The following is a 17,497-nucleotide window of genomic DNA, read 5'->3' on the forward strand; positions in this document are numbered from 1 at the left end:
TCGCCGAGCAGCTCGCGCTGCCAGAGCGCGTAGTCGGCGTACTGGACCGGCAGCGGTTCCCACTCGGGAGCCCGGCCCTCGACACGAGCCGCGTAGGCCGTGGACAGGTCCCGTGCCAGTGGGGCCGTCGACCAGCCGTCGCATGCGATGTGGTGCATCACGATCACGAGGTGTTCGTCGGCACCGGCCTCAAAGAGAGTGGCCTGGATCGGCACCTCGGAGGTGAGGTCGAACGCGTGGGCCACGGCCGTCGCCATGGCATCATCCAACTCGCCGGACGAGACGTCGGCGTACTCCAACTGCCAATCGAGGTCGGCGATCTCGATGACGTGCTGGTACGGCTCGCCGCCATCGGTCGTCGGGAATACGGTGCGCAGGACCTCATGCCGCCCGATCACGTCTCGCAGGGCCGCATTGAGAGCCTCCCTGTCGACCTCCCCGGACAGCCGCAGGGCGAACGGGATGTTATACGTCGAGCTCGGCCCCTCCAACTTCGAGATGAACCAGAGGCGTTGTTGGGCGAAGGAGAGGGGGATGCGTTCCGGGCGTTCTCCTGCCGTCAGGGCGAGCCGGGCCTGACCGGCGCCGGCCCGGCCCGCGGCGAGACCGGCGACCGTGGGAGTCTCGAACAGGGCCCGCAGCGGAACCTCGACACCCAGGACGGTACGGACCCGGCTGATCAGACGCACCGCGAGCAGGGAGTGACCGCCCAGCGCGAAGAAGTCGTCATCCACGCCGACGCTGTCCAGGCCAAGGACCTGTGCGAAGACCCCGCACAGCAGTTCCTCCTGGAGCGTGACAGGACCCCGCGCACCGGTCCCGGTCGCGTACTCCGGGGCAGGCAGGGCGTTGCGGTCCAGCTTGCCGTTCACGTTCAGCGGCAGCGCGTCCAGGACCACGACCGCCGACGGAACCATGTACGACGGCAGCCGGTCACTGGCCAGGCCGGTCAGAATACGCGGCAGCTCCTCGGCAAGCCCGTCCTCGGCCGGTACGACGTAGGCGACCAGGCGCTTGTCCCCCGGCACGTCCTCACGGGCAACCACGACGGCCTGGGCGACCAGCGGATGCCCGGCCAGCACCGACTGGACCTCACCCAGCTCGATCCGGAAACCACGCACCTTCACCTGCTCATCCGCACGGCCCAGGTATTCGACCTGACCGTCCTGCGACCAGCGCACCACATCACCCGTGCGATACAGACGACCACCACCGGTCGAGAACGGGTCGGCGACGAAACGCTCACCCGTCAGCTCCGGACGCCCCAGATAACCACGGGCCAGACCAGCACCCGCGATATACAACTCACCAGCAACACCCGCCGGCACCGGAGAAAGAGTTCCGTCCAGGACATAGACACGGGCGTTGGAGATCGGCCGGCCGATCGGCACGGTGCCGTCCACATCGGTGTCCGCGAACCAGGCCGTGGAATACACCGTGGCCTCGGTCGGACCGTAAATGTTCGCGACCCGCGCCCCCGGAATCGCCGTACGGATACCAGCCACCGCATCCGCCGTCAGAGCCTCACCGGCCAGGACCACCGTCCGGGGACGAGCCTGAATCTCACCCGAAGCCACCATCTGCGCGAACGCCGACGGCACACCACTCACCAGACTCACATCACCGATCCCTGCCTCAGAATCAGCCAGAGACAGCAGATCCGGCACCACCTCCACACTGCCACCCGACACCAACGGGCCGAACAGCTCGAAGACCGACACATCGAAGTTGAAGGACGTCGACGCCAAAACCCGCCGGAAATTCTCACCGCCGAACTCCACCGCAGCCCAGCCCAGCAGCGCCGCCACCGACCGGTGCTCGACCACCACACCCTTCGGACGCCCCGTCGAACCCGACGTATAAATCACATACGCCGGATGCTCCGGCCGAACCCCCACACCCAACGGACCGCTCTCAAAGCCGGCCAGCTCCAGGCCATCCAGGACCACGACCTTCGCATCCGACGACGGCACCGCCTCAACCGTGTCCGTCGACGCCAAAACCACCACCGGCCCGGCATCCGCAAGCATGTAACCGACCCGCTCAGCCGGATACCCCGCATCGATCGGCAAATAGGCACCACCCGACTTCAGCACCGCCAGCAGCGCCACCACCGCATCGACACCACGCTCCAGACACACACCCACCAACGACTCCGGACCCACACCCTGAACAACCAGGTAACGAGCCAGCCGATTCGCACGGCGGTCCAGCTCCGCGTACGAAACCTCCACACCACCCGAGACAACAGCCACCGCCTCCGGCACCCGCGCCACCTGCGCCTCGAACAGCCCCGCCACCGTGGCGTCACCCGGAAGCACGGCTGCCGAGTCGTTCCACTCGGTCAACACCTGACGCAGCCCCGCCTCGTCCAGAACCTGGACCGAGCTGAGCGGCACGTCATCGTCGTGGTCGCCGTCCAGGGCCGATTCGAGCGCGGAAACCAGATTCAGCGCCGCCGTGCGCACGAACTCGCCCACCATGCGCGGGTCGATCGGCGCCACCGCGTCCACGGCGACCCAGAGGCCGTCACCGTTGTCGTCCACGGACACGAGCAGCGGGTAGTTCGTGCGCTCGTGGGAGAAGACGGTCCTGATGCCATCGAGCCGATCGTGGCGCGCACCCGAGACATCGGCATCGCCTCCCCCGGCGTTGTGGCGGTAGTTGAACAGGGCCGTGAAGAGCGGTGCACTGCCGGGCATCCCGCTGACCTGCTGCGCCACCGATAGCGGTGCGTGCTCGTGTTCCAGGAGTTCTGCCAGCTGACCGCGCATCGCGGACACGGCGGTGAGGACACCGAGCGCGTCGGTCCGCACGCGGACGGGGAGCGTGTTGAGGAAGGGACCCGGCACCCGGTCGGAGCCCGTGCCGGCGTTCATGCGGCCGAACAGGACAGTGCCGAAGACGACGTCCTCGCGCCCGCTTACCGCGGCCAGGACCCGGGCCCAGGCCAGGTGCAGCAGGGTCGCCGGGCTCGCGCCCAGGCGGCGGGAGACCTGCCGGAGCCGTGCGGTCAACTCGGGGCCGAAGCCGACGACTTGACGCACCGAGTCCGCGCCGTCACCGCGTACGTCCGTGACGCCGAAGGCGGCGGTCGGCTCGGTGACGTCACCGAGGAGGTCGGCGAAGTAGCGCTCATGCTCCGCCCGGTGGACTCCGCCGCGCACTTGGGCGACGAAGGCACGGAACGGCAGCGGCTCCGGCAACTCTGCGCCCCGTCCGTCCAGGAAGGCCCGCACCTCCGCCATGAGCACTTCGAGTGCTGTGTGGTCGCGCACCATGTGGTGGACCCGCACCAGTGCCAGCCACTGGTTGCTCCCTGGGGCGCGGGCTGTGTGGACCCGGATCAGCGGTGCCTCGCCAAGGTCCATGGTCGAGCCGCCGGCCGTGACCAGGTCTGCGATCGCGTTCGTGTGGGCGCCTTCGAGTGTGATGTCGGTGACGGGAAGGGCGGCGTGGCGCCACACCACCTGAACCGGCTCGCGCAGCCCCTCCCACACGATGGACGTGCGGAAGATGTCATGACGGTCCAGGACGTTCTGCAGGGCGCCGAGGAAGGCGTCGAGCCGCTCGCGGGCGTCGAACTCGACGACCGTCGGCAGGACGTACGCGTCGTCGCCGCCGTCGGCGAGGAGGTGGTGGAAGAGCAGGCCTTCCTGGAGGGGGGCCAGCGGGTAGACGTCCGCGATGTTGGACGCGCCACCGTCGACGGTGGCGACGACCGCCGCGATCTCGGCAGCAGTGAGGTCGACGAGCGGCAGCATCTCGGGGGTGAGGGCGGTCGCGGCGGCCGGGATCAGGTTCGCCGGGACGATCACCTGCTCGGCACCCGCCGAGGCGGCGAGACCGGCCGGGGTCGGCGTCTGGAACAGCGCTCGCACGGACACCGTGACGCCGTGACCCCGCAGGGTCTCGACGAGGCGGATCGCGAGGAGCGAGTGACCGCCGAGCCGGAAGAAGTCGTCGTCCACGCCCACTCCGTCGAGACCAAGCACCTCGGCGAAGGCCGCGCACAGGATCTCCTCGCGAGCGTTGGACGGGCCGCGGCCGGCACCGGAGGCGTACTCGGGCGCGGGCAGGGCCTTGCGGTCCAGCTTGCCGTTGCCGGTCAGCGGCAGCCCGTCCAGGACCACGACCGCCGACGGAACCATGTGGCCGGGCAGCCGCTGGGCGGCGAACTGGATGACGTTCCGTGGAAGTTCGGTCTCGACCGCGTCGGCGTCCGCCGGGACGACGTAGGCGACCAGGCGCCTGTCCCCTGGGGTGTCTTCGCGGGCGATCACGGCGGCCTGGTCGACCAGCGGGTGTGCGACGACCACATCTTGGACCTCGCCGGGCTCGATGCGGAAGCCACGGATCTTGACCTGGTCGTCGGCACGGCCCAGGAACACCACCTGGCCGTCCGCCGTCCACCTGGCCCGGTCACCCGTGCGGTACATACGCCCGCCCGGCTCGAACGGGCTCGCCACGAACCGCTCGGCCGTCAGGCTCTCGCGCCCGACGTAGCCGCGGGCCAGCTGCGCCCCGGAAACGTAAAGATCCGCGACCACCCCGACCGGGACCGGCTGCAGGTACGCGTCGAGCAAGTAGAAGCGGGTGTTGGCGATCGGGCTGCCGACCGGAACCCTCTCCCCGGCGACCATGTCGACGGTCAGACGAGTAGTCGCGACACCGACCGTCGTCTCGGTCGGCCCGTAATGGTTGTGCACCTCGCACTCACCCGCAGCGGCGAGCAACTCCCGCAACCAGGCCGGGGAGGCGGCCTCACCACCCAGGACCAGGGACCGGGCCGGAAGTACGCCTTCCACTCCACCGGCCGCGGACAGCGCGGCAAGGTGGGAAGGGACGGCCTTGAAGTGGTCGATCCGGTGCTCGGCCAGGTACGCGGACACCGCCTGCGGGTCGGTGACCGCACCCTCGTCCAGGATGTGCAGCTCACCGCCGGACGCGAGGCTCGCGAAGACCACCGTGTTGCCCAGATCCGTCGCCTGCGCCTGGAGCAGCGCGAACCGCGCGCCCTCGCCACCGAAACCGACCCGCCCGGGAACAGAAGCCACATAGTTCGCGACTCCGCCGTGCGTCACAGCCACACCCTTGGGCTGACCGGTCGAACCCGACGTATAGATCACATACGCGAGCGACCGCACATCAACAACCCTGCCAGGACGCTCCCTCGAAGCCGCCGCAAGCTGCATCTCCACAAACGCGTCATCGATCGCCACCAGACGCGAACGGCCCGCCGGCAACTCGTCGAAGAGATCTGCGGTGGTGAGGACAAGCGCCGCCCGGCTGTCACGCAGCATGAACGCGATCCGGTCCGTCGGCTGCACAGGATCGATCGGCAGATAAGCCGCGCCCGCCTTCCACACACCCAAGATCGCCGCGATCATGTCGGTGCCACGCGGCAGGCACAGACCCACCACGGCCTCGGGGCCGATTCCCTGGCCGATCAGGTAGTGCGCGATCCGGTTCGCCCGCGCGTCCAACTCCCCGTAGGGGACCTCCTTGCCCTCGGCGACGAGTGCCGCAGCATCAGGAGTGCGGTCCGCCCACTGCTCGAACAGCGCCCGCACCGGGCTGAGTTGTTGCTGGTCCGTCGCGGTGTCGTTCCACTCGATCAGCACCCGGTGTCGTTCGCCCTCGTCGAGGACCCCTATCGAGCTGAGCGCGCGGCCGGGGTCGACGGTCGCCTGGTCGAGTACCCGGGTGAAGTGTGCGGTGAGGCGCTCGACGGACGCCACGTCGAACAGGTCGGCGGCCGCCGTCACCGAGCCGCGCAGGCCGGCGGGGGCGCCCGACGCGTCGAAGAGTTCACGGACGGAGACGTCGAGGTCGAACTTGGCGTTCCGGGAGCCGACCTCCCGGCCCTCGGCCGGGGCCTCGGAGGAGTCGACGACGGTCCGCTGGTTGTTCTGAACGGTCAGCATGACCTGGAAGAGCGGGTGCCGGGCCAGGGAGCGGGCCGGGGCCAGCTCCTCGACGAGCTTCTCGAACGGCACCTCCTGGTGCTTGAACGCCGCCAGGCCCGTACGACGCACCTGGGCGAGCAGTTCGCGGAAGGTGGGGTCGCCGGTCAGGTCGGTACGCATCACCAGCGTGTTGACGAAGAAGCCGACCAGGTCGTCCAGGGCCTCGTCCGTACGTCCCGCCACGGACGTGCCGACGGGGATGTCGATGCCCGCTCCGAGCCGGGACAACAGGGCGGCGAGAGCGGCCTGGAGGACCATGAAGGGGGTCACGCCCTCGGCGCGCGCCACCGCCGCCAGGCGGGCGTGCACCTCGGCGGGGACGCTCAGCGGGACGACGTGCCCGCGGTGCGAGGCCACCGGCGGCCGAGGCCGGTCGGCGGGGAGCTCCAGCTCCTCCGGTGCGCCGGCCAGCGTCTCGCGCCAGTAGGTGATCTGGCGCGACATCATGCTGTCCGGGTCGTTCACATCGCCGAGCAGTCGGCGCTGCCAGAGCGTGTAGTCGGCGTACTGGACGGGCAGTGGCTCCCACTCGGGGGCCTTGCCTCGCACGCGCGCCTCGTAGGCGGTGGTGAGGTCCCGGGTCAGCGGGCCCTCCGACCAGCCGTCGCTCGCGATGTGGTGCATGACCACGACGAGGACAAGCTCTTCGTCACCCGTATCGAGCAGACATGCCCTGATGGGGACCTCGGCGGCGAGGTCGAACGCGTATCGCCCGGCCTCGTCGACCGCCCCGTCGAGCTCCGCCGGGGCGACCTCGATGACCGTCAGGTCCCAGTCGAGGTCGTCGAGCCCGAGGATCCGTTGGTACGGCTCGCCGTCCGCGACCTCGAAGACCGTACGCAGGACTTCGTGCCGCCCGATCACGTCCCTCAGGGCCGTGCCGAGCGCGTCGCGCTCCACGTCGCCCGGCAGCCGCAGCACGACGGGAACGTTGTACGTCGAACTCGGGCCCTCCAAGCGGCTGATGAACCACAGCCGTCGCTGCGCGAATGACAACGGAATCATCAGGACTCCTCCTGGTTACGCATCGGCTGCAACGCCGGCCTGGTTGACTTCACGTTCCCGAGCTGCCCGGCGAGGCCCGCCACCGTCGGCGCGTCGAACAGCGCCGCGATCTCCAACTCGGCGCCGAGCACCGTCCTGATGCGGTTGACCAGGCGGACCGCGAGCAGTGAGTGGCCTCCGAGAGCGAAGAAGTCGTCGTGGACCCCCACCTCCGGAACGCCAAGGACCTGGGCGAAGGCCTCACACAGGACTTCTTCCTCGTGGCTCTCGGGGCCCCGCCCGAAACTTGCCGCCTCGGCGTATTCCGGGGCCGGCAGTGCCTTGCGGTCGAGCTTGCCGTTGGCGGTCAGCGGGAGAGCATCAAGGACGACGACCGCCGACGGAACCATGTGCTCCGGCAACCGCTGTGCCGCCGATTCCCGCACCGCGCGCGGTAGTCCTTCGTCGGCGTCGTCGAGGTCGGTGGGGACGATGTAGGCGACGAGGCGGGTGTCTCCCGGGATGTCCTCGCGGGCGATGACGGCCGCCTGGGCGACCCCGCGATGGGCGGCCACGACGGCTTGGACCTCACCCGGCTCGATCCGGTAGCCACGGATCTTGACCTGCTCATCCGCACGACCCAGGTATTCGAGAAGCCCGTCGGTGGTCCAGCGGGCCACATCCCCCGTGCGATACATCCGTCCACCCGGCTCGAACGGGTTCGCCGCGAAACGCTCGGCCGTCAGACCCGGACGCCTCACATAACCACGCGCCAGTTGAACACCCGCGACATACAACTCACCAGCAACCCCCGGCGCGACCGGCTGAAGACCCTCATCCAGCACATACAGACGCGTGTTGGCGATCGGCCGCCCGATCGGCACCGACTCCCCCACCACCTGACCCGCCGAAACCTCAAAGACACAGCACCCGACCACCGTCTCGGTCGGCCCGTACTCATTCACCACCACCGACCCCGCAGCCCGCGACAACCAGTCCCGAACCACACCGCCCGGCAGAGCCTCGCCACCGACCACCCACGTACGAGCCGAGGTCGCCACCTGCTCCGCAGAGAGCATCTCCGTCAGCAGCGGCAGGTGGGCGGGGACTGCCTTGACCAGACCGAACCCACCAGGCTCGCGAATCAGGTCGGCCAGCCCCTCAGCGCCGCCGGCCTCACTGACCACCACCGCGGACCCCGACACCAGCGGCACCAGAACACTGGTCACCGTCAGATCGAACGCAAGGGAGGAGTGCAACGGAGCGCCACCGGCCGCGTCCTTCATGCGATACGTGTCCGCGGCCCACGCCACGTAGTTCGCCAGGCCGCCATGAGTGACGGCCACACCCTTCGGCCGGCCGGTCGAACCCGAGGTATAGATGACATACGCGAGCGACTGCGGCTCAACCACCACCTCAAGCGCCTCACCAGAAGCGGCCGCCAGCTGCATCTCCACCAACGTGCTGTCCAACGCCACGAACCGGTTCCGCCCGGCCGGAAGATCGTCCAGGACCTCCTCGGTCGTCAACGTCAAAACCACGCCACTGTCGGCCAGCATGAAACCGATCCGCTCAGCCGGATACCCCGGATCAACCGGCACATAAGCCGCCCCCGCCTTCCACACCGCCAGGACCGCCACCACCGCCTCAACCCCACGCGGCAGACACAACCCCACCAACGACTCGACACCGACACCCTGAGCAACCAGGTAACGAGCCAGCCGATTCGCCCGCGCATCCAACTCCGCAAACGAAACCGACACACCCTCCCCGACAACAGCCACCGCCTCCGGGGAACGCGCCACCTGCGCGGCGAACAGACCCGGCACCAGCGCAGTGCCCAGGTCGGCAGCCGTGTCGTTCCACTCCTCCAACACCCGACACCGCTCCACCTCCCCCAGCACGTCCACCGTGCTCAAGCGGGTAAGGGGGTCGGCGACCAGCAGACCCAGGACTCGGACGAAGCGCTCGCGCAGTCCGATGACCGTCTCCCGGTCGAACAGGTCCGCCGCCGCGACCACCTGTCCGCGGACGCCGGTCGGCGCGCCCTTCTCGTCGTACGTCTCGGTGAGCCGGACCTCGACATCGAACTTCGCCACAGCGCTGTCCGAGGAGGTGCCAGCGCCTTCTGCGCCGGGGAGGTTGAGGACCGCGTCTGCGTTGTTCTGGAGGTCCAACTGGACCTGGAACAGCGGGTGACGGGCCATCGACCGCGAAGGCGCCAACTCCTCCACCAGCCGCTCGAACGGCACCTCCTGATGCGCCAAGGCCGCCAGACTCGCCTCTCGCACCCGGCCCAAGACCTCGCGGAAGGTCGGGTCGCCGGACACGTCGGTGCGTACGACCAGCGTGTTGATGAAGAAGCCGACCAGATCGTCCAGTGCCTCGTCCGTACGGCCCGCGTTCGCCGAACCGATCGGGATGTCGGTCCCCGCACCCAGCCGCGACAGCAACATCGCCAGTGCGGCCTGCAGAGCCATGAAGGGGGTCACGCCCTCTGTGCGGGCCATCTCCACGAGCCGTGCGTGCACCGCGGCCGGAATCTCCATCGGGACGCGGTGCCCCACGTGGGACGCGACGGCCGGACGTGACCGGTCGACGGGCAGTGCCAACTCCTCCGGAGAGTCCGCCAGCGCATCTCGCCAGTACGCCGTTTGGCGTGCGATCACGCTGTCAGGGTCGGTCTCGTCGCCGAGCAGCTCGCGCTGCCAGAGCGCGTAGTCGGCGTACTGGACCGGCAGCGGCTCCCACTCGGGAGACCGGCCCTTGCTTCGTGCCGCGTAGGCCGTGGACAGGTCCCGTGCCAGTGGGGCCGTCGACCAGCCGTCGCATGCGATGTGGTGGAGCACCACGACCAGCACCCGCTCGTCGGGCCCGGCCTCGAACAGCGTGGCCCTGATGGGCGCCTCGGCCGAGAGGTCGAAGGCGTACGCCTCCGCCTCCGCCACGGCGGCGTCGAGTCTTGCGGGCGCCACCTCGACGCCTTGCACCTTCCAGTCGATGTGCGCGAGTTCGATGACGTGCTGGTACGGCTCGCCGTCCTCGGCCGTCGGGAAGACGGTCCGCAGTACCTCGTGCCGCCCGATCACGTCGCGGAAGGCGGTATCGAGCACGTCCCGGTCGACGTCACCTGCCATCCGCAGGGCGAACGGGATGTTGTACGTCGAGCTCGGCCCCTCCAACTGCGAGATGAACCAGAGGCGTTGTTGGGCGAAGGAGAGGGGGATGCGTTCCGGGCGTTCACCGGCCGTCAGGGCGAGCCGGGCCTGACCGGCGCCGGCCAGGCCGGCGGCGAGACCGGCGACCGTGGGAGTTTCGAACAGGGCCCGCAGCGGAACCTCGACACCCAGGACGGTACGGACCCTGCTGATCAGACGCACCGCGAGCAGGGAGTGACCGCCCAGCGCGAAGAAGTCGTCATCCACCCCCACCTGGGGAAGACCCAGCACCTGTGCGAAGACCCCGCACAGCAGCTCTTCCCGCAGGCTCGACGGCCCGCGCCCGGCCGAGGTGCCCGGCGAGTAGTCGGGGGCGGGCAGGGCGTTGCGGTCCAGCTTGCCGTTCACGTTCAGCGGCAGCGCGTCCAGGACGACGACCGCCGACGGGACCATGTACGACGGCAGCCGATCACTCACGAACTCAAGCACCTGGTATGGCAGTTCATTAGCCGATACACCGTCGACCGGGACCACGTAGGCAACCAGGCGCTTGTCGCCCGGAGTGTCCTCGCGGGCGATGACAACCGCTTGCGTGACATCCGGGTGCGCTGCGACCGCCGACTGGACCTCGCCCAGCTCGATCCGGAAACCACGGACCTTGACCTGCTCGTCCGCACGGCCCAGGTATTCGACCTGACCGTCCTGCGACCAGCGCACCACATCACCCGTGCGATACAGACGACCGCCGTCTGACGCAAACGGGTCGGCGACGAAACGCTCACCCGTCAGCTCCGGACGGCCCAGATAACCACGCGCCAGACCAGCACCCGCGATATACAACTCACCAGCAACACCCGCCGGCACCGGAGAAAGAGTTCCGTCCAGGACATAGACGCGGGCGTTGGAGATCGGCCGACCGATCGGGACGATTCCGTCTACCTGCGCGTCCGCGAACCAGGCCGTGGAATACACCGTGGCCTCGGTCGGACCGTAAATGTTCGCAACCCGCGCCCCCGGAATCGCCGTACGGATACCAGCCACCGCATCCGCCGTCAGAGCCTCACCGGCCAGGACCACCGTCCGGGGACGAGCCTGAATCTCACCCGAAGCCACCATCTGCGCGAACGCCGACGGCACACCACTCACCAGACTCACATCACCGATCCCTGCCTCAGAATCAGCCAGAGACAGCAGATCCGGAACCACCTCGACACTGCCACCCGACACCAGCGGGCCGAACAGCTCGAAGACCGACACATCGAAGTTGAAGGACGTCGACGCCAAAACCCGCCGGAAATTCTCACCGCCGAACTCCGCAGCAGCCCAGCCCAGCAGCGCCGCCACCGACCGGTGCTCGACCACCACACCCTTCGGACGCCCCGTCGAACCCGACGTATAAATCACATACGCCGGATGCTCCGGCCGAACCCCCACACCCAACGGACCGCTCTCAACGCCGGCCAGTTCCAGGTCATCCAGGACCACTACCTTGGCATCCGATGAGGGCACCGCCTCAACCGTGTCCGTCGACGCCAAAACCACCACCGGCCCCGCGTCGCCAAGCATGTAACCGACCCGCTCAGCCGGATACCCCGCATCGATCGGCAGATACGCGCCCCCGGCTTTCAGCACCGCCAGCAGCGCCACCACCGCATCGACACCACGCTCCAGACACACACCCACCAACGACTCCGGGCCCACACCCTGAGCAACCAGGTAACGAGCCAGCCGATTCGCACGGCGGTCCAGCTCCGCGTACGAAACCTCCACACCACCCGAGACAACAGCCACCGCCTCCGGCACCCGCGCCACCTGCGCCTCGAACAGCCCCGGAAGCAAATCACCCGCCACCTCGGCAGCAGTGTCGTTCCACTTGCCGATCAGCAGTCCGCGCTCGGCATCGTCCAACACGTCCAGCGTGCTCAGCCGCAGCTCCGGATCTGCCGCGAGGCGCTCCAGGACCTGCGTCCAGCGGGCCACGAGGCGTCCGGCGGTCTCCGCGTCGAACAGGTCGGCCGAGGCTACGACCGAACCGCGCAGGCCCGCCGGGGCGCCCGTCTCGGTGACGCTCTCCGCCACCGACGCGTCCAGGTCGAACTTCGCCACCGACATGCCGGCACCGACGCCCTCAGCCTGAACTCCTTGCAGGTCGAGGACCGCGTCGGCGTTGTTCTGCACCTGGAGCATCACCTGGAACAGGGGGTGCCGGGCCATGGAGCGGCTCGGGGCCAGTTCTTCGACGAGCCGCTCGAAGGGCACGTCCTGGTGTGCGAAGGCCGACAGGCTCGCTTCCCTTACGCGGCCGAGGACGTCACGGAAGGTCGGGTCACCGCTCACGTCGGTCCGCAGGACGAGGGTGTTGACGAAGAAGCCGACCAGGTCGTCCAGCCCCTCGTCAGTACGGCCCGCGTTCGCCGAACCGATGGGGATGTCGGTCCCGGCACCCAGCTTCGAGAGCAGCATCGCCAGCGCGGCCTGAAGGACCATGAACATGGTCACTCCCTCGGCCCGCGCCATTTCCGCGAGGCGGGCGTGCACCTCCGCCGGCACGGCCAGTGGGATGTCGTGCCCCCGGTGCGAGGGCACAGCCGGCCGCACCCGGTCCGTCGGCAGCTGAAGCTCCTCGGGGACGCCTGCCAGCGCCCCCCGCCAGTAGGCGACCTGGCGGGTGAGCAGGCCGTCCGGGTCGGGCTCCTCGCCGAGCAGCTTCCGCTGCCACAGCGCGTAGTCCGCGTACTGGACCGGCAGCGGCTCCCACTCAGGAGCCCGGCCCTCGGCCCGCGCCGCGTACGCGGCCGACAGGTCCCGCGCGAGCGGGCGCTTCGACCAGCCGTCACTCGCGATGTGGTGCATTGTCACGACGAGCACCCGCTCGTCGGTCCCGGCGCTGAAGAGCCAGGCGCGGAAGGGGATGTCGACCGCGAGATCGAAGGCGTGACCGGCCGCCGCGGTGATCGCCCCCGGCAGCTCCTCGGGCGCCACCTCGGTCAGGGGCAGGCTCCATTCGAGCGCGGCTGTGTCGATGATCCGCTGGTACGGCTCTCCGTCAGCGACCTCGAAGACGGTTCGCAGCACCTCGTGCCGCCCGATCACGTCCCGCAGGGCCGCTTCCAGCGCCTCCCGGTCCACGTCGCCGCCGAGGCGTAGGACCACCGGGACGTTGTAGGCCGCGTTCGGCCCCTCCAGCTGGCCGACGAACCACAGGCGACGCTGGGCGAACGACGGCGGGAGGCGCTCCGGGCGTTCACCGGCAGTCAGGGCGAGCCGCGCCTCCGCGGCGCCGGTCAGTCCGGCGGCGAGCCCGGCCACCGTCGGGGCGTCGAACAGTTCGCGTATCTCGATCTCGACGCCGAGGACGGAGCGGATCCGGCTGACCAGGCGCACCGCCAGGAGAGAGTGACCGCCCAGCTCGAAGAAGTCGTCATCGACGCCGACCTCGGCAAGACCGAGGACCTCGGCGAAGGCCAGACACAGGATCTCCTCCTGCAACGTGACCGCCCGGCGCCCACCGGAGGCCAGTGCCGACGAGTAGTCCGGCGCGGGCAGGGCCTTGCGGTCCAGCTTGCCGTTGCCGGTCAGCGGCAGCGCGTCCAGGACGACGACCGCCGACGGCACCATGTGCTCCGGCAGCCGCTGCCCCGCGAACTGGCGAACGGAATGCGGGAGGTCATCGTGTGACTCGTCGATGTCCGTCGGAACGACGTAGGCGACGAGTCGCCGGTCGCCCGGGGTGTCTTCGCGGGCGATCACGACGGCCTGGTCGACCAGCGGGTGCCCCACCAGTACGCCCGTCACTTCACCGGGCTCGATGCGGAAGCCACGGATCTTGACCTGGTCGTCGGCACGGCCCAGGAACACCACCTGGCCGTCCGCCGTCCACTTGGCCCGGTCACCCGTGCGGTACATACGCCCGCCCGGCTCGAAGAGGCTAGCCACGAAACGCTCGGCCGTCAGTCCGGCCCGGCGCACATATCCGCGCGCCAGCCCCGCACCCGCGACGTACAGCTCCCCGGCGACACCGGTCGCCACCGGCCGCAGAGAGGCGTCCAGGACGTAGAAGCGGGTGTTTGCTATCGGGGACCCCACTGGGGCGACGTGCCCGGAAACACGCTCGATGGTGAGCCGCGTGGTCGCGACACCGATCGTCGTCTCGGTCGGCCCGTAATGGTTGTGCACCTCGCGCTCACCGGCAGCGGCGAGCAGCTCCCGCAACCAGGCCGGGGAGGCGGCCTCGCCACCCAGGACCAGGGACCGGGCCGGAAGTACGCCTTCCACTCCACCGGCCGCGGACAGCGCGGCCAGATGGGAAGGGACAGCCTTGAAATGGTCGATCCGGTGCTCGGCCAGGTACGCGGACACCGCCTGCGGATCGGTGACCGCACCCTCGTCCAGGATGTGCAGCTCACCGCCGGACGCGAGGCTGGCGAAGACCACCGTGTTGCCCAGATCCGTCGCCTGCGCCTGGAGCAGCGCATACCGCGCACCCACGCCACCGAAACCGACCCGCCCGGGAACCGAAGCCACATAGTTCGCGACTCCGCCGTGCGTCACAGCCACACCCTTGGGCTGACCGGTCGAACCCGACGTATAGATCACATACGCGAGCGACCGCACATCAACAACCCTGCCAGGACGCTCCGTCGAAGCCGCCGCAAGCTGCATCTCCACGAACGTGTCATCGATCGCCACAAGACGCGAACGGCCCGCCGGCAGCTCGTCCAGGATCTCCTCCGTCGTCAGCGCCAACGCCGCACGACTGTCACGCAACATGAACGCGATCCGGTCCGTCGGCTGCACAGGATCGATCGGCAGATAGCCCGCACCCGCCTTCCACACACCCAAGATCGCCGCGATCATGTCGGCGCCACGCGGCAGACACAGACCCACTACCGACTCCGCACCGACCCCTTGGCCGATCAGGTAGTGCGCGATCCGGTTCGCCCGCGCATCCAACTCCCCGTACGACGTCCCGGAGCCGTCCGAGACGATCGCCGACGCGTCGGGCGCCGCGGCCGCCCTCGCCTCGAACAACTCGTGCACCAGCTCTGCCGAGACATCGGACGCCGTGTCGTTCCAGCCGGCCAGCACCCGGTGGCGCTCATCATCGGCCAGCACCTCCAGGGTGCTCAGGCGGCGGCTCGGGTCCTGCGACAGTAGCCCCAGGAGTCCGGCCCACGCATCGGCGATCCTGCCTGCCCACGGGGCATCGAACAGGTCGGCGGCGACGGTGACCGAGCCGCCGAGGCCGGCCGGGACGCCGTCCTCGTCGAAGGCCTCGGCGACCATGACGTCCAGGTCGAACTTGACCGCCGTACGGCCCGAGACCGCCTCGCCGTCCTCGGCGGCCGTCCCGGCCGCCGAGGACGTCCGTACGCCGGGCAGCTCGAGCACGGCATCGATGGTGTTCTGCAGGGTGAGGACGGTCTGGAAGAGCGGGTGCCGGGCCATCGAGCGTGCGGGCGCCAGCTCTTCCACCAGCTTCTCGAACGGCACGTCCTGGTGGGCCATCGCCGCCAGGCTCTTCTCCCGTACCCGGTCCAGGACCTCGCGGAAGGTCGGGTCGCCGGAGAGGTCCGCGCGGACGACCAGGGTGTTGATGAAGAAGCCGACCAGGTCGTCCAGGGCCTCGTCCGTACGGCCCGCGTTCGCCGAGCCGATGGGGATGTCGGTCCCGGCACCCAACTTCGAGAGCAGAGCAGCCAGGGCGGCCTGGAGGACCATGAATGTGGTGACGCCTTCCGCCCGCGCCATCTCGACGATCCGCCCGTGGACCTCGGCGGGGACGCTCAGCGGAACGCTGTGGCCCAGATGGGACGCCACGGCGGGGCGCGGTCGGTCGAACGGCAGATCGAGCTCGACCGGGGCCTCCGCCAACGCCTCACGCCAGTAGGCGACCTGGCTGGAGATGAGGCTCCCCGCGTCCCGCTCGTCGCCGAGCAGCTCACGCTGCCACAGCGCGTAGTCCGCGTACTGGACCGGCAGCGGCTCCCACTCAGGAGCCCGGCCCTCGCTGCGCGCCTCGTAGGCGACCGAGACGTCACGGGCGAGCGGGCCCATGGACCAGCCGTCACCGGCGATGTGGTGGACGACGACCACCAGCACCTGCTCGTCCGGGCCCGCGTCGAACAGCCAGGCGCGGATCGGCGCTTCGGCCGAGAGGTCGAACGCGTACTTCTCGCCCTCTTCCATCGCGGCGCCCAGACCTGCCGGGGCCACCTCGGCCACCGACAGCTCCCAGGCCAAATCCTCCAGGTCGAGGATCCGCTGGTACGGCTCGCCGTCCGCGATGTCGAAGACCGTACGCAGTACCTCGTGTCGCCCGATCACGTCACGCAAGGCCGCACCGAGCGCGTCACGATCGACACCGCCCGACAGGCGCAGGGAGACAGGGACGTTGTAGGTGGCGCTCGGGCCCTCCAGCTGGCCGATGAACCACAGGCGGCGCTGGGCGAACGAGAGCGGGATCCGCACCGGGCGCTCGCCCGCCGTCAGCGCGGGACGCGCAGGCCCGGAGCCTGCGAGGCGGCCGGCCAGGGCGGCGACGGTCGGTGCCTCGAACAGGGTCCGCAGGGGGACCTCGACCCCGAGGACCGTACGGATGCGGCTGATCAGGCGGACGGCGAGCAGGGAGTGCCCGCCGAGGGCGAAGAAGTCATGGTCGACGCCCACTTCCTCCACTCCGAGGACCTGGGCGAACACGCCGCACAGCAGCTCCTCCTGGAGCGTGGCGGGGCCTCGGCCATCGCCTGTGACGTACCGGGGTGCGGGAAGCGCCCGATGATCCAGCTTCCCGTTCACGGTCAGCGGCAGCGCGTCCAGAACCACGACCGCCGAGGGAACCATGTACCCCGGAAGACGCCTCGCCACGAACTCACCCACACCTAGCGCAAGTTCAGCGCCATCCCCGGCATCGCTGTCCGCGGCGGCATCGCTGTCCGCAACGACATACGCGACCAGACGCGGATCCCCCGCAACATCCTCACGCACCACCACCGCGGCCTGCGCCACCAACGGATGCGCCACCACAGCCGCCCGAACCTCACCCGGCTCAATACGGAACCCACGGATCTTCACCTGCTCATCCGCACGCCCCACAAAAACCAACTCACCCCCCACCGACCACCGCACCACATCACCCGTGCGATACAACCGCCCACCAGCCACACCAAACGGATCAGCAACAAACCGCTCAGCCGTCAGCCCCGCACGCCCCACATACCCACGCGCCAACTGCACCCCACCCACATACAACTCACCAGCAACCCCCGGCGCCACCGGCCGCAAAAACTCGTCCAGCACAAACATCCGCGTATTGGCCACCGGACCACCAAAAGACACCACCCCCGACCCATCCGGATCCACCTCACCCACCGCCGCGATCACCGT

2 protein-coding genes (1 of these 2 cut by a window edge) are annotated in these 17,497 nt (G+C 69.3%); both read right to left on the reverse strand.

All coding sequences use genetic code 11. From position 1 onward, the window contains the following. On the reverse strand, nucleotides 1-6,974 hold the 5' portion of the coding sequence (locus tag ACF062_RS36350) for an amino acid adenylation domain-containing protein (RefSeq protein WP_392144078.1). Its footprint begins 2,662 nt before the window's first position; 6,974 of the gene's 9,636 nt are visible here — the first part of the coding sequence; its start codon is at nucleotides 6,972-6,974; its stop codon lies off the left edge, out of view. Further along, nucleotides 6,974-17,416, reverse strand: coding sequence for an amino acid adenylation domain-containing protein (locus ACF062_RS36355; protein ID WP_392144084.1), 10,443 nt, complete (start codon nucleotides 17,414-17,416; stop codon nucleotides 6,974-6,976). Before ACF062_RS36355 ends, ACF062_RS36350 begins: the two co-directional genes overlap by 1 nt. Nucleotides 17,417-17,497: the final 81 nt, after the last annotated feature.

It is taken from the genome of Streptomyces sp. NPDC015345 (assembly GCF_043078805.1).
GTDB lineage: Bacteria > Actinomycetota > Actinomycetes > Streptomycetales > Streptomycetaceae > Streptomyces.

Bases quoted from the DNA above. Each gene is read 5' to 3' on its own strand.
- ACF062_RS36355 (WP_392144084.1), bottom strand. From the start codon at position 17,416: ATGTTTGTGCTGGACGAGTTTTTGCGGCCGGTGGCGCCGGGGGTTGCT.